Below are 17,350 nucleotides of genomic sequence, written 5' to 3'. Positions count from 1 at the left end.
GACGGCGGCCGGTACCGGCCCTGCATCGCCTGCAACTACTGCATCGACAGACTCGCCGCCGGACCCGTTCCGTGCTCGGTCAATCCGTGGGTGGGCCGCGAACTCGAGCAGCCGTCGAAGCCGGCGGACGTGGCGGTGCGTGTCGCCGTCGTAGGCGGCGGGCCGTCGGGGATGGCTGCCGCCCGCGACCTCGCGCTCGCCGGGCACCGCGTCGACCTGTACGACGAACGCGGCAGTCTCGGTGGCGATTTCGCGCTGGCCTCGCGACTGCACGAGTACCCCGAGTACTCACGGATCGTCGACTGGTACCTCGCCGAGATCGCCGACCTCGACATCACCTGCCACACCGGCGCGCGGGTCGACGCCGCCGCACTGGCGGAACTCGACTTCGACGCCGTCGTGCTCGCAACGGGCGGCCGCGGACCCCAGGTCGACCTCCCCGGGGCCGACACCCGGAGGGTCCGCGACGTTCGCGAGTTCCTGGAAGCCGGAGACCCTGCACCCGAGGCGGTCACGATCTTCGGCGCCGACCGGGAAGCGGCCGCGGTCGCCGACGACCTGCTCCAGCACGGCACGGAGGTGGTCATGATCGGCCCGCAGGAGACGATCGCCCACGACGTCGGCCGACGCGGCAAGATCGTGCTGCTGCCGCGGCTCGCGGCGAGTGCGAACCTCACCACCCACCTGTCGTCGATCGTGACGCGGATCGAGGAAGACCGGGTGGTGATCTCGACCGCCGGGGACGAGCGGGTGGTGGACGCTCCCGGCGAACTGCTGATCTCGCACGGCGTCGAGCCGCGCACCGACCTGCTCGCCGCAGTGCGGGCGCTGGCACCGCGACTCGGCGTCCACACGGTCGGTGACGCGAGTGGCGACGGCGGCTCCATCCACGCCGCTCTCGTCACCGCAGCCGACGTCGCCGCGAAGATCACCGCGGCCGCCGAAGCCCGCGAGGAGGTCAGCGCGTGATGGACATCCCGCCCCTCGGTCTCGGGACCTGGCCACTGACCGGCCCGGACGCCACCCGGGCCGTGCTGTCCGGCATCGAAGCCGGCTACCGGCTCGTCGACACCGCCACGATCTACGACAACGAGGACGCCGTGGGTGTGGCGCTCGCGGAGTGCGGATTGCCCCGCGAGGAGCTGTTCGTCACCACGAAACTGCGTGGGAGCGATCACGTGTCGGGTGACATCCGCGGCGCGGTCGAGCGGAGCCTGAAGAATCTGGGACTCGATCGGCTCGACCTGTTCCTCATCCACTGGCCGCTGCCCCGCCACGACAGGTACGTGGCGGCGTTCGAGGCGATGCTCGCGTGCCGCGACGCCGGCCTCGTCCGCTACGTCGGCGTCTCCAATTTCCTGGAGACGCACCTGCGTCGCGTCGTCACCGAAACCGGAGAAGCGCCCGCGGTCAACCAGATCCAGATGGACCCGTCGCTCGCCCGGCTGCCCGTCCGGCGCGCGAACGACGAACTCGGCGTGTTCACGCAGTCGTGGAGCCCGCTGGGCCGCGGCGAGGTGCTCGACTCGCCTGTGGTCACCGACATCGCCCGGCGCCTCGACCGTGCCCCCGCACAGGTGGTCCTGGCCTGGCACTTCGCGCAGGGTGTCGTGCCGGTCGCGAGATCCGCGAATCCCGCCCGCCAGGCCGAGAACCTGGCTGCACTCGACGTGCGGCTCACCGCCGCGGACGTCGACGCCCTGAACCGTCTCGACCGCGGCGAGTCCGCGGCCCGGGACGTCGAAACCGAGGAGCACTACTGATGGCACTACGAATCGGCATCGTCGGCTGCGGAAAGATCGCCGGCAACCACGCCCGGGCCCTGCAGCAGGTGCCCGGCGTCGAGGTGGTCGGCTGCTGCGACCCCGACGTCGACCGCGCCCGCGAGTTCGCATCCGCGCATGACATCGCGCGGGCCGTCGGTTCGGTGGAGGAGTTGATCGCCCTCGGCCTCGATGCGTGCACCGTCTGCACCCCGCATCCGGTGCACGAGCAAGTGGTCGTCGCTGCGGCGGAGGCCGGGATCCACGTGCTGTGCGAGAAGCCGATCGCGGTCGACGTCGCCGCGGCCGACCGGATGATCGCGGCCGCCGACCGCGCGGGCATCACGTTCGGTGTGCTGTTCCAGCGCCGGTTCTGGCCGGCCGTACGGCGGATCAGGACGGCCATCGACGACGGCCGGATCGGCATTCCGATGCTCGGTGAGGCGTCGGTGCTTCTCCACCGCCCGTCGTCCTACTACTCCGCCGACGAGTGGCGCGGACGGTGGGACACCGACGGCGGCGGTGTCCTGATGACCCAGGCCGTCCACCAGATCGACATGCTCCAGTGGTTGATGGGTGAGGCCGTGTCGGTGAGCGGCTTCATCCGCACCCACACACACGGCGACCACATCGAGACCGAGGACAGCGCGTCCGCCGTCGTCTCGTTCGCGTCGGGCGGCACGGCTACCGTCACCGCGACCACCGGCGCCAACCACAACCTCGGCAACCGGGTCACCGTGATAGGGCAGACCGGTGCGATTGCGAGCGTCCTGGAGTTCCCGGAGGGCCGGGAGGGCGTCAACGAGATCTGGACGGTCCCCGGCGAAGTGGAGTTCCGTGCCCCGTTCACACCCGACATCCGTGCCAATCTCGACGTCACGGAAGTCAATGCCGGACTCGCCGACTTCCACACACTCCAGGTGCAGGATTTCGCGGACGCCGTCCTGGCCGGTCGCGACCCTGCCGTCACCGGACGTGACGCGCGCGCCTCGCTGGCGATCATCGCGGCGATCTACGAGTCTTCGCGCACCGGCCGGGTCGTCGACCTCACGCCCGCACCGACTTTCGCAACGACATCCGCTCAGGAGACGCTATGACCCCCGAACACACCATCGCCACCTATGACGTCGTCGTCATCGGGTCCGGAGCGGGCGGTCTGTCCGCCGCCGTCGCCGCAGCCGACGGGGGAGCCTCCGTCCTCGTCGTCGAGAAGGCGGACACGTGCGGCGGCGCGACAGCGTGGTCCGGCGGCTGGATGTGGACGCCGCGGAACCTGTTCGCGCAGGCCGACGGCGTGAACGAGGACCGCTCGCTGCCGCGCACCTATCTCGAGCACCGACTCGGCGAGAACTTCGACGCCGCCAAGGTCGACGCCCTGCTCGACGGCGCACCCGAGATGGTCGAGTTCTTCGAGAAGAAGACGGCGCTGCAGTTCGTTCCGGGCGCGAAGATCGCCGACATCCACGGCGACACACCGGGTGCGGGCACGGGCCACCGCTCCGTCGGGCCGAAACCGGTGAGCCTCCGGAAGCTCGGCCCCGACGTCGCGGCGCTGCTCCGGCGGCAGCTCTACGAGACGTCGTTCCTCGGTATGGGCATCATGGCCGGCCCGGACCTGCAGGCCTTCCTGCACTCGACGCGTTCGGCGAAGGCGTTCGTGCACTGCGCCCGCAGGGTGTCCACGCACCTGCTCGACCTCGCCATCACACGCCGCGGCCAGCAACTCGTCAACGGCACCGCGCTCGTCGGCCGGCTGCTGCGGTCGGCGCTCGACGCCGGCGTCGAGATCCGCGTGAACACGGCGGCCACCGCGCTGACCACCGACTCCGCGGGCACCGTCACCGGTGTCCGGCTGGAGGGCCCGGACGGGGCCTACTCCGTGTCCGCCCGCCGCGGAGTCGTCCTCGCGACGGGCGGCTTCAGTCGCGACGTCGACCGGCGCCGCGAACTCTTTCCCCGCACACCCACGGGCCGCGAACACTGGACCCTCACCCCGTCCACGACCACCGGCGACGGCATCACCCTCGGCGAGTCGGTCGGCGGGCGACTCGACCGCTCGGTCGCGTCGCCGGTGGCGTACTGCCCGGTGTCGATCATCCGGTACCGCAACGGCAAGGAGGGCGTGTTCCCGCACATCCTCGACCGCGGAAAGCCCGGCGCCATCGGCGTTCTCGCCGACGGCCGCCGCTTCGTCAACGAGGCCCTCGGCTACCACGACTACACCCTTGCGATGGTCGAACAGGTCCCCGACGGCGAAGAGGTCTGCTCCTGGTTGATCGCCGACCAGCGGTACCTGCGGTACTTCCCGCTCGGCATGGCCAAGCCGCTGCCGATCCCCACGTGGCCGTACCTGAAGTCCGGCTACCTCACCCGCGGCCGCACGGTGCGCGAGCTGGCCGAGAAGATCGGCGTCGACCCCGACGGCCTGGAGAAGACGGTCGCAGCGTTCAACGAGGGCGCCCGCGACGGTGTCGACCCCGAGTTCGGTCGTGGCACCACCCCGTTCACCGTCGGCTCCGGGGACGCCGACAATCCGTGGCCCAACGCCTCCCTCGCACCGCTCGAGGAAGGCCCGTTCTACGCGGTCAAGGTAGTCCCCGGCAGCTTCGGCACGTTCGCCGGTCTGGTCACCGACAGGGCGTCCCGGGTGCTGAACGACGACGACCAGCCGATCGATGGGCTGTTCGCCGTCGGGGTCGACCAGTCCAGCGTCATGGGCGGCCACTACCCGTCCGGCGGCATCAACCTCGGCCCGGCCATGACCTTCGGCTACCTCACCGGTCGCCGCCTCGCCTCGACGACAGGAGATCTGCGATGACCGCCCCACTCGGCCTTGCCGCACTCACCGTGCTCGACACCGCGCCGCTGCGGCAGGTGGACCTCGCCGAGAAGCACGGCTTCGACACCATCGGCATCCGGCTGCTGCCCGCCGCGCCCGGCACCACCGCCTACCCGCTGCACGAGGACGACGCCGCCCTCGACGCGCTGATCCGTCGTCTCGACGATTCGCCGATCGAGGTGTTCGACCTCGAAATCATCCGGCTGGGAGCCGATTTCGACCCGAAGTCGTACGTTCCGCTACTCGAGGCGGGCGCACGCCTCGGCGCGAAGGCGGTGCTCGTCGGCGGCGACGACCGCGACCGCGCCCGGCTCACCGACTCCTACACCCGGCTCGCGGAACTGTGCGCGCAGTACGGCATCGTCGCGAGCCTCGAGTTCATGCCGTGGACGGCCGTGCCCGACGCGGCCACCGCGGTCGAGATCGTGTCGCAGGCCGACGGGCCGGCGCGCAGCGTGCTGGTGGACGGGCTGCACGTCGGACGGTCGAGCACCACGCTCGACGACCTGGCGGCGATCCCCCGGGAGTGGCTGCACTACGCCCAGATGTGCGACGGCTCGGTGCCTGCGCCCACGGACGACGCCGAACTGATCCGTCAGGCCCGCGAAGAGCGGCTGGTTCCGGGGTCGGGCGGCATCCCGCTCGCCGACATCTGGTCGACGTTGCCGGCGGGCCTGCCGGTGAGCATCGAACTCCCCAACGAGCCGCTCCGGCGGGCCGTCGGCACGGACGCGTGGCTCGCGCGGCTGGTCGCCGCCACCCGGGAGGTGCTCGCGCAGGTCCCGGCGGCCACCGGACGCTGAATTTTCCGCGCTACCGTTCTTGCATGCCCCGCCCCGACAACGTCCCCGTGTACACGATGCGCCAGCTGGCGGCGTTCGTGGCGGTGGCGGAGACCGGGACGATCAGTGGTGCGGCCGAGCGGATGCACCTGTCGCAGTCGGCGTTGTCCGCGGCGGTGACGGATCTGGAGAAGGCACTGAAGGCGCAGTTGTGTGTGCGCCGGCGCGCCCGCGGTGTGCAGCTGACCCCGACGGGGGAGGCGGTGCTGTCGCGGGCGCGTGCCCTGTTGCAGCAGGCGGGGGAGTTGCAGGCCGACGCATCCGGGGAGGGCGGTGTCGTCGCGGGGCCGATCGCCGTCGGCTGCTACCCGGCGCTCGGCCCGACGATCCTGCCGTCGATGTTGTACGCGTTCACCGCGGAGTACCCGCGGGCGTCCGTGGAGTTCCGGGAAGACACGCAGAACCGGTTGCGGACGCAGCTCGAGGGCGGCGAACTGGACGTCGCCATCGTCTACGACCTCGACCTGTCCCCGGAGTGGCAGACGGTGCCGCTCATGACCCGCGAGCCGATGGTGGTGCTCGGCGCGGAGCATCCGCTGGCGGGAGTCGACGGGCCGGTGCGCCTCGCGGATCTGGCCGAGCACCCGATGGTGCTGCTGGACGCGCCACCGAGCACCAACCATGCGATAGACGTCTGCCGGGAGGCCGGATTCGCGCCCCGGGTGGCGTATCGGACCGCGAACTTCGAGACGGCGCGGGCCTTCGTCGGACGCGGTCTGGGGTGGACGCTGCTGCTGCAGCGACCCCGGGTGGACGTCACGTACGAGGGTCTGCCCGTCGTCGTGAAACCGATCGCCGACCCGAAACCGGCGTCGGTGGCCGTGGTGGTGGCGTGGCATCAGGAGGCGACGCTGAGCCGGGTCGCGCGAGCATTCATCCGGTTCGTCACTGCCTGAGCTGCGCATTCACGCCTTCCACGGTTTTTCTGCAATTCATGTGGGGATAGTCCCGCTTTTCAGATGTATGTGAGTCGGGTCATTGTTTTCCGGTAGCGCGATGAGTGTGCGCGCAGCAGAACCGGGAAGGCAGACGATGACGGCAATCACCGAGGCGACACCGCCGGTGTCCCACAAGGAAGCGCGCAGGGCAGTCCTGTCGAGCTTCGTCGGTACCGCGATCGAGTGGTACGACTTCTTCATCTACGGCACCGCCGCAGCCCTGGTGATCGGACCGCAGTTCTTCCCCGGCGCGTCGACGTTCGCCGGAACGCTCGCCGCATTCGCCACGTTCGCGGTCGGCTTCATCGCCCGCCCGATCGGCGGCGTCGTCATGGGGCACTTCGGCGACCGCATCGGACGCAAGTCGATGCTGGTGCTGTCGCTGACCATGATGGGCGCCGCGACCGTCGGCATCGGCCTGCTCCCGAACTTCGAGGCCATCGGCGTGGCCGCACCCATCCTGCTGGTGGCGTTGCGGTTCGTTCAGGGCATCGGCGTCGGCGGCGAATGGGGCGGCGCGGTGCTCATGGCCACCGAACACGCCCCGGAAGGCAAGCGCGGCCTGTACGGCGCGGCACCGCAGATGGGCGTTCCGGCCGGAGTGATCATGGCGAACGTCGTGTTCCTCGCCGTCACCCAGTTGCTGTCCGACGACGCGTTCCAGACGTGGGGCTGGCGAGTGCCGTTCCTGATGAGCGCCGTGCTCGTCGGCGTCGCGATGTGGATTCGCCTCGGCGTCTTCGAGTCCCCGGCGTTCGCGGAGGCCAAGGAGAGCGACACGATCGTGAAGATGCCGATCGTCGAGGTGCTGACCCGCAACTGGCGGACGGTGCTGCTCGCGGCCGGCACATTCATCGCGACCAACGGCATCGCCTACGTGTTCATGGTGTACGTCCTGACGTACGGCACCAAGGAACTCGGATACAGCCGCGCCACCATGCTCACACTGCTGATCGTCGCGTGCCCGGTCTGGATGGCGGGCATGGCCGTGTCGGCCTGGAAGTCGGACGTGCTCGGCCGGCGCCGCGTGTACACGTGGAGTTCGATCGCGCTCGTGATCGTGGCCGCGGTGTTCTTCCCACTCATCGACACGGCGTCGATCCCCGTCATGCTGCTCGCGATGATCGTGATGGCGGCGGTGCTCGGCACCACCGCGGGGCCGCAGTCGGCACTGTTCGCGGAACTCTTCCCCGCCCACATCCGCTACAGCGGTGCGTCTCTCGGCTACCAGATCGGCGCCATCCTCGGCGGTGGACTCGCACCGTTCATGGCGACGTGGCTGTTCGAAGCGTTCGGCACCTCGACGGCCGTCACCGCCTACTTCGTGGTGATCGCCGTGGTCAGTCTCGTCTCGATCCTGCTGTTGCCGGAAACCAACACCAACCGCCGGGAAGCGGAGGCCGCCTGACATGTCCACCTACTTTCAGCCACAGAAGTACCCGGCGACGGAGTTCGCGTCGACCGGTGCAACCGACGAGGCCCTGCCCGTCGTCGTCGTGGGCGCGGGACCGGTCGGCATGGGCGTGGCGCTCGGCCTCGCGCAGCGCGGCATCCCCGTCACCGTGCTCGAGGCCGCCGACCAGGTGTCGTTCGGCAGCCGCGCCATTTGCATCTCGCGGCACAGCCTCGAGGTGGCCGCCCGGCTCGGCTTCGGGCCGGAACTCGAGAAGATCGTGCTCCCCTGGGTGGGTGGGCGCAGCTTCTACCGCGACGAGCAGGTGCTGCACTTCGAGATGGCGCACGGCGACCACGACGTCCGCGGGCCCATGGTCAACGTGTCGCAGTCCGAGATCGAGCAGATCATGACGGACACGCTGCTCGCGCACCCGCTGATCACGTTCCACTGGTCGTCGAGCGTCGCCGGGGTGCTGCGGTCGGACGAGGACGTGACGCTCGACGTCGACACCGCATTCGGTGCGCGCCGCCTGCGCGCGCGCTGGGTGGTGGCCGCCGACGGCGGTCGCAGCCGGATGCGTGAACTGGCCGGAATCCGGTTGCAGGGAAACAGCTATCAGGGCAATTACGTCATCGCCGACATCCACTGGGAATCGACGCTGCCCGCCGAGCGGATGGTGTGGTTCGACCCGCCGAGCAACCCCGGCTCGACGATCATCATGCATCAGCAGCCCCGCGACATCTGGCGCATCGACTACCAACTCGACAGCTCCGACGACGCCGAACTCGAGACGCAGGAAGACCGCATCCGCGACCGGATCACCCGGCACCTCGACTGGCTCGAGAACGACGTGCCGTGGACCCTCGAATGGCACGGCTTCTACCGCGCGCACGCGCTCGCGCTGGACGACTTCACGCACGGTCGCATCCTGTTCGCAGGCGACGCCGCCCACCTGGTGCCGATCTTCGGAGTCCGCGGGCTGAACTCCGGCATGGAGGACGCCGAGACCCTGGCCTGGACACTGGCCGCCGTCGTCCACGGGACCGCGGGCGAGTCCCTCCTGCAGGCATATTCGGCCGAACGGCGCGCCGCCTGGCAGCAGAACGTCGACAACGCGGGCAAGTCGACGCTCATCATGTCGCCCGGCAGCCACGGCTACCGCACCACTCGTGACGCCGTGCTGGCGCTGGCCACGACCCGTCCGGAGTTCGGTCACCTCGTCAATCCGCGGCAGTCGAGTGCGACGCACGCGCACCTGTCGCCGCTCACGTGGCCGGTGGCCGAGGGGACGACCGGCGTGCTGCCCGGGGATCCGATGGAGGACCGGCGCGTCCGCGTCGCCACCGCCGACGGGTCGGTGGAGTCTTCGCTGAACCGTGTCCGGGGAACGGGTTTCGCGGTGCTCGGTGTCGGAGTCGACCCGGCCGGTGCTCGGATGCTCGCCGCACACGCGTCTGCGCTCGCAATGGCGCTGTCGCCCGAATCGGTGCGGGCGGTCGTCGTCCCGGCACCGGGGGCGGCGGTGGACGGGGCGGCCGACCTGACGGTCCTCGACGACCCCGACGGCGCGTTGGCGCAGGCCCTCGGCGCGTCCGCGGGTGAGTGCTTCGTGATCCGCCCGGACGGACTCGTCCTGTGCCGGGTCCGCGACCTGTCGCTGCTCGGCGACGTCCACGACCACCTGAAAACGGCAACCGCCCCCACGCTGGGCGTCGTCCCCGCGCACACGGAGACGACGGCGACGCCGGACGAACTGCTGCGCGAGAACGTGTGGATGGGACTGTCCGAGGCGCTCGACCAGGCGGAGGAGTCGGACCGCGAGGGATTCCTGACCCGGCTCGCGCTCCTACTCGGATCGCAGTCGGGCCGGCGGGAGTTCGAGGAAGCACTGGCCGCCGCCTCCCACGTGAGTGGCACAGTGTCCTCCGGCACGCCGCGGCACTCACATGCGGACGCTTAGCCTGGGAGCATGGCGTACCCACAGTTCCTGAACTCGCCCAAGTCCTTCGTCGTCGACGCGCTCCGCGGGGCCGTCGCCACCACCGACGACCTCGAATGGCATCCGGAACCGGGATATCTCACCCGGCGGGAACCGTTGCCGTCCGGGCAGGTCGCGTTGCTGTCGGGCGGCGGGTCCGGGCACGAACCGCTGCACGCCGGGTTCGTCGGCCGGGGCATGCTCACCGGAGCCTGCCCCGGCCTCATCTTCAGTTCGCCCAACGCGCTGCAGGTGCGGGCCGCCACCCGGGCCGTGGACGCGGGCGGCGGCGTCGTGCACATCGTGAAGAACTACACCGGCGACGTCCTCAACTTCCGCATCGCCGGCGAACTGGCGGCGGAGGACGGCATCACGGTCGAGCACGTGCTCGTCGACGACGACGTCGCCTCCGAACGGGAGGACGGGCCCGGACGTCGCGGCACCGCGGCCACGATCGCGGTCGAGAAGATCTGCGGCGCTTCGGCCGAACGCGGAGACGACCTCGCCACCGTCGCGGAGTTCGGGCGACGCACCGCCCGGAATTCCCGCAGCATGGCGGTCGCGCTGAGAGCGTGCACGGTCCCGGGGGCGGACGCGCCGTCGTTCGACCTCCCCGACTGGCAGATCGAACTCGGGATAGGCATCCACGGCGAACGCGGAACCGAACGGGTCGACGCGATGGGGGCGGCCGAACTGGTCCGCCGGCTCACCGACCCCGTGCTCGCCTCGCTCGGCGTGGAGCGGGGCGAGCCGGTGATCGCGATCGTCAACGGGCTCGGCGCGGCCCATCCGCTGGAGCTGCAACTGTTGTTCGGTGAGCTCGCCGACCACCTCGCGGAGCGGGGTGTGGTGATCCGGCGCTCGCTGGTCGGCAGCTTCGTCACCGCCCTCGACATGGACGGCGCATCCATCACACTGGTGCGCTGCGACGACCAGCTCCTCGACCTGTGGGACGCACCGACCGCCGCACCGGGATGGCCCAACGCCCCGGCCGGTGAATTCCGCGGCATCGCAGACGAATCCGAGGTGCGGTTCCGGTCGAACGTCGCCTCCCGTGAGGACGAGCCGGAGGTGTCCGGCACCGCCGACACGCTGGGCCGTGCGGCGGTGGGCGCGTGGATCGGCGCGTTCGTGGAGAAGGTGCTCGCCGAGGAGGCGAACCTCACCGACCTCGACCGCCGCGCAGGCGACGGGGACTTCGGCACCAACATGGCGGCCGCACTCGACCACGTCGACGTTCCCAGGATCCGTGACAGCTACTCCCCGCAGACGGTGTTCGAGTCACTGTCCGACGCCTATCTCGGTCATGCGGGTGGCACGTCGGGCGCGCTGTTCGGTGTCTGGTTCCGGCAGTTCTACCGGGTGGCCGCCGACGCACCGCACGGTCTGGACCTGAAGGCGATCGCCGCCGCGGCACGGGCGGGCCTCGATACGATCCAGGAACTCGGCGGGGCGCAACCCGGAGACAAGACGATGATCGACGCCATCGCCCCGGCCGTCGCCGCCCTCGAATCGGCCGCCCCGGCCGGGAAGAGTCCGGCCGACGGTCTGGCCGAGGCCGCGGACGCCGCCGCACGTGGCGCGGAGGCGACCGCGGACATCACCGCGCGGCGCGGCCGGGCCAGCTACATCGGTGAGGCGGCGCGCGGCGTCGTGGACCCCGGTGCCCTGGTGTTGTCGTGGTTCTTCGCCGAGGCGGCGGAAGCGGCCCGCGCGGTCGGGTAGTCACCGTGCGCCGGGCTCGGCACGTAAGGTGAGGAGAAGAACGCCGAGTCGTGCTGCGCAAACCCGTCGCCACACCTCTCTCCACCTGCGTACGGGACGCAGAATCAGGGACGGACACGTAGACAGTGGAAGACACCGCCAGCCGGGGAATCCAGGCTTTCATCGCCGATGTCGTGGAACGGGGTGGCAAGGCAGTCCGGCTCACCCACTCGCGACGCAACCCCGTCCAGGTCTGGGGCGACGACGGCACGAGCTGCATCGTGCGGGTGCGCTCCAAGCTCAGCGGTGACTGGCAGGCCCGCAAACAGGACGAATCGCTCGACGACGACGACACCGGCTCGCAGTTCTGGGTGTTCGTGGATCTCGCGAGTTCGCCGGAGGAGTTCTTCGTCGTGCCCTCGTCCGAGGTCGCCGACGACATCCGCGCCGAGGTGGATCTGTGGATGATGGACACCCCCGGCCGCACGCGGACCGGACACCACGCGATCCCGCTGAGCCGGGTCGCGCACGGTCGCGGGCGCTGGGATCTTCTCGGGCTGGCGGGGGAGAAGGACCCCAGCCGCTACAGCGACGCGCAACGCGCCACGACGGCGGCCACGTTGCGCGCCGACGCCGCCGCCCGCGCATCCGCCCGGAAGAAGCCGGCCAAAGCGACCGCGGCGTTGGAGGAACTGATCGACAACCGCCTCGAGGTCGTGGCCGACTTCGAGGGTTATCGGCTGGTCGGACGGTTCGACCCCGACACGCAGACTCTGGAGATCATGCGCGGTCCGATGCAGGGCCGCCGGTTTCCCGACCCCACGACGGCGGCGACCGCCGTTGCCAGTCACATCAGCGGAGACATCGAAACCCACGACGGCTGGGAATTCTGGCGAACCGAACAAGGCGAGCGAATTCCTATGGGGCAGAACAGTATCCGATAATCGCTGAGAGTTCCCTGAAACTGTTCCGGCGCGCGACGGTTGAGAATACCCTGAGGTGGGTACCGCAGACATGATCCGCCGCGCATCGGCGGTAGTGGCCACGGCCGATGGGAGCTCGTCATGCGAATCGTCGACGGCACAGTGCACGCCGTGTCAGGTGCTGCGAACGCGACGACCAGTGCGGTCGGTGCGGTCGGAGGCGCCGCGATCGGCGGTGTGGTCGGCGGAGTCCGAGGGGCGGCGAGCGGAGTCCGGTCCGGCATGGAGAGCGGCAGTCATTCGACCCCCGCCGCCGCGCTCACCTTGGCCGCCGTCGGTGCGGCGGGACTGGTCGAGTGGCCGGTGCTGGTCACCGTGGGCGGGGCGGCGCTCGTGCTGCGACAGTTCGGCGCAGGTTCCAGGCAGTAGCTGCCGTGGGACTCGGTCGATACCTCGTTGCCGTCGCATCCCTGCCGGTGCGCGGCGCCGGTGTCGGACTCGGGGTGGCGTCCTACGGGGGCACGGTCGCTGCCGATCTGATGGCGACCACCGCACGGACCGCGTCGCAGATCGCCACCGAGGTGCTCGGGGGAACCCCCGCCCGCCGCACGAGTTCCGGACACGGCCGTGCCTGGATCGAGGTCCGCGGACTCGACGGACCTCGCGGGGACGACGTGGCCGCGACCGTTCTCGGCGCCGTCCGGGAGACCGCCGGTGTGGTGGGAGCGGAACTCAACCGCGCGCTGTCCCGGCTGGTGGTGACGGTCGACGAGCGCGGACCGTCGGTGGCCGCGCTGTGTGCCGTGGTCGCGGGCGCGGAGGATGTCGCGCGACCGATCGCTCGCGGTGCCGTCCGTGACCGGCCCGGAGAACTTCCCGGCGACGACGTCGCACTCGCCGAACGCGCGCTCGCACTGGCCGCCGTCACGACCGGACTGGTCGCGGCCGCCGGCCTTCGCCTGCTTCCGATGCCCGCACTGCCTGCGGCGTTGCCTGCCGCCGCCGTCACGTTCGTCAACTATCAGCCCCGATTGCGCAGCATGGTCGAGAACCGGCTCGGGCCGGACGCCGCCGAACTGCTGCTCGCTACCGCTCAGGCCGTCGGCGACGTGCTGCGGCGGGCGCCTGCGTCACTCGCCGTGGACGTGGCACTGCGGTCGGCGATCACGGCGGAGGCGTGGTCGGGCCGGCGGGTGTGGCACCGCCGCGAACCCGAACTGGCCCGGCACCCCGCGGACGACACGGGTCGTTCCGCCCGCGCGCGCGGAACATCGGGACCGGTGGAGCGGGATGTCGACCGGGCGGCGATCGCGCAGTGGGTGGGCGCGACCGCGGTGGGGGCAGCGACCCGAAGTGTCGCAGGCGCCGCGGACGCGGCCCTGGTCGCCGCGCCGAAGGCGGCGCGCACCGCACGCGAGGCCTTCGCCGCGACGCTCGGCCGTGGACTGGCCGATCGCCACACCGTGCTGGCTCTGCGTCCCGGCGCGCTGCGCTGCCTGGACCGGGTCGACGCGGTGGTCGTGGACCCGTCGGTGCTGCACACGGCCGAGCTCCGGGTGAGCGGTATCCGTGCGGTTCGGGACGCCGACCGGACGAGAGTGTGGGAGGCCGCGCGTTCTGCCGTGGGGGCCGGCGCTCTCGGGGTGGGCTGGCACCCGTTGACCGACCTTCCGGATGATATCGCCGCACTCGCCGTGGACGAAGATTCCGCTGTCCTGGTGACCCCCGCCCACCACCCGAGCGCGGCGGCCGTGCTCGCGCAGGCTCGCACGTCGGGCGCCCAGGTGGTGTCGGTGAACGTGGACACGCTCGGCGGACTCCGCTCGGCGTTCGACGATCTGCTGCCCTCGAGCGGGTCACTGGATGTGGACCTTCGCGACGCCGTCGCGCAGTTGCAGGCGAACGGAGCGACGGTCGCGGTGGTCGCCGGCCGGGCGCCGCACGCACTGTCGTCCGCCGACGTCGGGATCGGTGTCCTCGCCGACGACGCCCCGCCGCCGTGGTGTGCGGACCTGCTGGTCGACGACCTCGTCGGAGTCTGGCGGGTGCTGCGGGCCCTGCCGGACGCGCGGACGGCGAGCAGGCGCGGCGTCGAGATCGCAACGGCGGCGTCGATGCTCGGTGCGCTCGTCATGCTGCCCGGAGTGCGTGGCCGCGGCCCCGGACCCGTCACGGTCGGCGCGGCGGCAGGATTGTGGACGGGGCATTCCCTCGCGCGCAGTGTGCTGCGGGCCGAGGTTCCACCCGCCGCCCCGGTGCACGCCTGGCACGAGATGCCGGTGCCGGACGTGCGCCGCCTGCTGCCCCCGCGCGACGACGAGAATGCCGCGGCGCCCCGGCGTCCCTCGGTGAATCTGGTGCTGACCCCGGTCGAGGCGATCGGGCGGCTCACGGCATGGCCGGTCGGTCTCGCCTGGGATTTCGGCCGGGCGATGCGGACGGAACTGTCGGATCCGCTGACCCCCGTCCTCGCCACCGGATCGGCGGCGAGCGCCCTGCTGGGGTCGCCGATCGACGCGGTGCTCGTGGGCTCGGTACTGGCGGGCAACGCCGCGCTGTCGGCCGTGCAACGCCTGCACGCGGAACGTCTGCTGGACCGGTTGCTGGCGGCGGGCGATCCGCCCGCACACCGCGTCGCCGGGTCCCCGGAGAACCGGGCGACCGAGCGGGTGGAGGCCTCGCGGTTGCGGCCGGGCGACGTGATCGAGATCGGTCCCGGTGAGGTGGTTCCCGCCGACGGCAGGCTGGTCGAGGCGTCGGGCGTCGAGGTCGACGAGTCCTCGCTCACCGGCGAATCGCTGCCGGTGAGCAAGCAGACGTCGCCGACTCCGGGCGCACCGCTCAGCGAACGTTCCTGCATGGCGTTCGCGGGGACCACGATCCTCACCGGCACGGCGGCGGCGATCGTCACCGCGGTGGGCGACGCAACCGAAGCGGGACGCGCGGGCGCGCTCACCCCGGCGAGTGCGTCGCACGTCGGTCTGCAGGCGCAGCTCAGAAGCCTCACCGACCGGGTGCTGCCCGTCAGCGTGGGCGGTGGCGCTTTGGTCACCGCCGTCGGGTTCCTGCGCGGCACCGGACTGCGGCAGGCGGTCACGAGTGGTGTCGCGGTCGCGGTGGCGGCGGTTCCCGAGGGTCTGCCGCTCGTCGCGACCCTGGCGCAGCAGGCCGCCGCACGCCGACTGACGAGGTCGGGCGCGCTGGTGCGGGCGCCCCGTTCCGTCGAGGCGCTCGGCCGCGTCGACGTGGTGTGCTTCGACAAGACGGGCACCCTGAGCGAGAACCGCCTGCGGGTCGTCACCGCCGTCCCGGAGCCGGGGTTCGATCGCGAGGACGTGCTCGTGTGCGCCGGCCGGAGCGCCGTGACCCCCGACGGCAGTCCGGCCGCACACGCCACCGACGTCGCGATCGCCGACGCGGCAGTGGACCTGCTACCGCAGGAGGACGACCCGAGCAGCTATCTTCCGTTCCGCTCCGGACGGTCCTACTCCGCCTCGCTGTCGGGGACACACGTGTCGCTGAAGGGTGCACCGGAGGTCGTGGTCGCGGCGTGCACCGGCATCGACGCGGACGAGGTCCACGGCACCGTTCTCGGGATGGCTGCCGACGGGTTACGCGTCATCGCCGTCGCCCGCCGGACCGTCACGCCCTTCCAGGCGCGTCGCGCGGCCGACGACACCGCGGTGCTCGACGACCTGTGCGGCAGTGGGCTGCAACTCGTCGGACTGCTCGGGCTGGCGGACACCCCGCGCCCCGAAGCGGCCGGACTGCTCCCGGAACTGGAAGGGCTACAGGTCGGGGTCCGGCTGATCACCGGCGACCATCCCGTCACGGCCACCGCCATCACGAACGAGCTGGGACTGGCGGTGTCGTCCGAGCAGGTGATCAGCGGGTGCGACTGGGACACCCTGTCGCACCGGGGGCAGGAGAATGCCGTCGAGAAGTGCGTCGTCTTCGCCCGGATGTCGCCGGAGAACAAGGTGCAGATCGTGCAGACCCTCGAACGTGTCGGTCACGTCTGCGCGATGGTCGGCGACGGCGCCAACGACGCGGCCGCGATCCGGGCGGCCAGCGTGGGGATCGGTGTCAGCTCGCGCGGCAGCGACCCGGCCCGCAGCGCCGCGGACGTGGTGCTCCTCGACGGCCGTGTCGACGCGTTGCTCGACGCCCTCGACGAGGGCCGTCAGCTGTGGCGGCGGGTGCAGGCGGGAGTGTCGGTGCTGCTCGGTGGGAACGCAGGGGAGGTGGCGTTCGCCCTGATCGGCAGCGCGATCGCCGGACGGTCGCCGCTGACGGCGCGTCAGCTCCTGCTGGTGAACGTGCTCACGGACGCCCTGCCCGCGGCCGCGCTCGCGGTCAGTCCGCCCAATGAACAGGCCCGGGGAGAGGGTCGCGGCCCGGACAGTGCGGCACTGTGGCGGACCGTCGCGATCCGCGGCGCCGCCACCGCGGCGGGCGCGACGACGGCGTGGGCGCTGGCGAGCGTGACGGGCAGGCAACGCCGGGCGTCCACGGTCGGGCTGGTGGCGCTGGTCGGCACGCAGCTGGGTCAGACACTCATCGATTCGCGGAGTCCGCTCGTGGTGCTCACCGCGGGCGGTTCACTCGCCGCACTCACCGTCATGGTCAGTACTCCCGGTGTCAGTCAGCTCCTCGGTTGCACTCCGCTCGGACCGGTCGGCTGGGCCCAGGCGCTGGGCTGCGCGGGCGCCGCGACCGCGGCGGCCGCGTTCGCACCGGGGCTGCTCGAAAAGTTTGTGGGCGATCAGTCGACGATCTCGATCACGCCCGCCCGCAACAGCACGGCGTACACCTCCCGCAGCGGTGGGGTGAGGACGCGGGTGACCACCCCGGTCAACGGGTCCCCGGCGGCGGAGAAGACACCGGCAGCGGTCTGGGCGACGGAACTCAGCACAGCTGACACGGTCCGCGATCAAGGTGGCTGACCGGGAAACGGCACGGACAAG

12 protein-coding genes are annotated in these 17,350 nt (G+C 71.2%); all 12 read left to right on the top strand.

Annotated elements, in window-relative coordinates; translation table 11 throughout:
- On the top strand, nt 1-969 hold a 969-nt coding region (locus AZG88_RS37270), incomplete at its 5' end, for an FAD-dependent oxidoreductase (RefSeq protein ID WP_156517719.1).
- Nucleotides 969-1,763 carry an aldo/keto reductase gene (locus tag AZG88_RS37265; protein WP_061700563.1) on the top strand — a complete coding sequence of 265 codons (795 nt, stop codon included), beginning with the start codon at nt 969-971 and terminating at the stop codon, nt 1,761-1,763. The genes AZG88_RS37270 and AZG88_RS37265, both read left to right, overlap by 1 nt.
- Nucleotides 1,763-2,860 carry a Gfo/Idh/MocA family protein gene (locus tag AZG88_RS37260; RefSeq protein ID WP_061700562.1) on the top strand — a complete coding sequence of 366 codons (1,098 nt, stop codon included), beginning with the start codon at nt 1,763-1,765 and terminating at the stop codon, nt 2,858-2,860. The genes AZG88_RS37265 and AZG88_RS37260 overlap by 1 nt, the downstream gene beginning before the upstream one ends.
- The gene (locus AZG88_RS37255; RefSeq protein ID WP_005252334.1) at nt 2,857-4,581 is read left to right on the top strand and encodes an FAD-dependent oxidoreductase; all 1,725 of its coding nucleotides are present in this window, start codon (nt 2,857-2,859) and stop codon (nt 4,579-4,581) included. Before AZG88_RS37260 ends, AZG88_RS37255 begins: the two co-directional genes overlap by 4 nt.
- The gene (locus tag AZG88_RS37250) at nt 4,578-5,405 is read left to right on the top strand and encodes a sugar phosphate isomerase/epimerase family protein (protein WP_005252335.1); all 828 of its coding nucleotides are present in this window, start codon (nt 4,578-4,580) and stop codon (nt 5,403-5,405) included. Before AZG88_RS37255 ends, AZG88_RS37250 begins: the two co-directional genes overlap by 4 nt.
- Before the next feature lie 23 nt (nt 5,406-5,428).
- A complete protein-coding gene (locus AZG88_RS37245; protein ID WP_025433090.1) occupies nt 5,429-6,340 on the top strand; it encodes a LysR substrate-binding domain-containing protein in 912 nt (303 codons plus the stop codon).
- A 136-nt stretch (nt 6,341-6,476) separates the two neighbouring features.
- Nucleotides 6,477-7,790 carry an MFS transporter gene (locus AZG88_RS37240; RefSeq protein ID WP_061700561.1) on the top strand — a complete coding sequence of 438 codons (1,314 nt, stop codon included), beginning with the start codon at nt 6,477-6,479 and terminating at the stop codon, nt 7,788-7,790.
- Between the two features lies 1 nt (nt 7,791).
- Nucleotides 7,792-9,738 carry an FAD-dependent monooxygenase gene (locus tag AZG88_RS37235; protein WP_005252339.1) on the top strand — a complete coding sequence of 649 codons (1,947 nt, stop codon included), beginning with the start codon at nt 7,792-7,794 and terminating at the stop codon, nt 9,736-9,738.
- A gap of 9 nt (nt 9,739-9,747) precedes the next feature.
- Nucleotides 9,748-11,481 carry a dihydroxyacetone kinase subunit DhaL gene (dhaL, locus tag AZG88_RS37230; RefSeq protein ID WP_061700560.1) on the top strand — a complete coding sequence of 578 codons (1,734 nt, stop codon included), beginning with the start codon at nt 9,748-9,750 and terminating at the stop codon, nt 11,479-11,481.
- Nucleotides 11,482-11,606: 125 nt separating this feature from the next.
- Nucleotides 11,607-12,404 (top strand): hypothetical protein, encoded by a 798-nt coding sequence (locus AZG88_RS37225; protein ID WP_061700559.1) that lies wholly within the window; start codon nt 11,607-11,609, stop codon nt 12,402-12,404.
- A gap of 120 nt (nt 12,405-12,524) precedes the next feature.
- On the top strand, nt 12,525-12,812 hold the full coding sequence (locus tag AZG88_RS37220) for a hypothetical protein (protein WP_005252344.1): 288 nt from the start codon (nt 12,525-12,527) through the stop codon (nt 12,810-12,812).
- 5 nt (nt 12,813-12,817) lie between these two features.
- Nucleotides 12,818-17,329 carry a cation-translocating P-type ATPase gene (locus tag AZG88_RS37215; protein ID WP_061700558.1) on the top strand — a complete coding sequence of 1,504 codons (4,512 nt, stop codon included), beginning with the start codon at nt 12,818-12,820 and terminating at the stop codon, nt 17,327-17,329.
- Nucleotides 17,330-17,350 lie beyond the last annotated feature (21 nt).

The organism is Rhodococcus sp. LB1 (assembly GCF_001583455.1).
Lineage (GTDB): Bacteria > Actinomycetota > Actinomycetes > Mycobacteriales > Mycobacteriaceae > Rhodococcus_F > Rhodococcus_F opacus.
The sequence above is the reverse complement of the archived record's forward strand: the minus strand, read 5'-3'. Positions and strand labels throughout refer to the sequence as shown.

What these genes read in the sequence shown, in the direction of transcription:
- AZG88_RS37235 (WP_005252339.1), top strand. Translation starts at nt 7,792, where the DNA reads ATGTCCACCTACTTTCAGCCACAGAAGTACCCGGCGACGGAGTTCGCG.
- AZG88_RS37265 (WP_061700563.1), top strand. Translation starts at nt 969, where the DNA reads ATGGACATCCCGCCCCTCGGTCTCGGGACCTGGCCACTGACCGGCCCG.
- AZG88_RS37240 (WP_061700561.1), top strand. Translation starts at nt 6,477, where the DNA reads ATGACGGCAATCACCGAGGCGACACCGCCGGTGTCCCACAAGGAAGCG.
- AZG88_RS37245 (WP_025433090.1), top strand. Translation starts at nt 5,429, where the DNA reads ATGCCCCGCCCCGACAACGTCCCCGTGTACACGATGCGCCAGCTGGCG.
- AZG88_RS37220 (WP_005252344.1), top strand. Translation starts at nt 12,525, where the DNA reads ATGCGAATCGTCGACGGCACAGTGCACGCCGTGTCAGGTGCTGCGAAC.
- AZG88_RS37255 (WP_005252334.1), top strand. Translation starts at nt 2,857, where the DNA reads ATGACCCCCGAACACACCATCGCCACCTATGACGTCGTCGTCATCGGG.
- AZG88_RS37250 (WP_005252335.1), top strand. Translation starts at nt 4,578, where the DNA reads ATGACCGCCCCACTCGGCCTTGCCGCACTCACCGTGCTCGACACCGCG.
- AZG88_RS37260 (WP_061700562.1), top strand. Translation starts at nt 1,763, where the DNA reads ATGGCACTACGAATCGGCATCGTCGGCTGCGGAAAGATCGCCGGCAAC.
- dhaL (WP_061700560.1), top strand. Translation starts at nt 9,748, where the DNA reads ATGGCGTACCCACAGTTCCTGAACTCGCCCAAGTCCTTCGTCGTCGAC.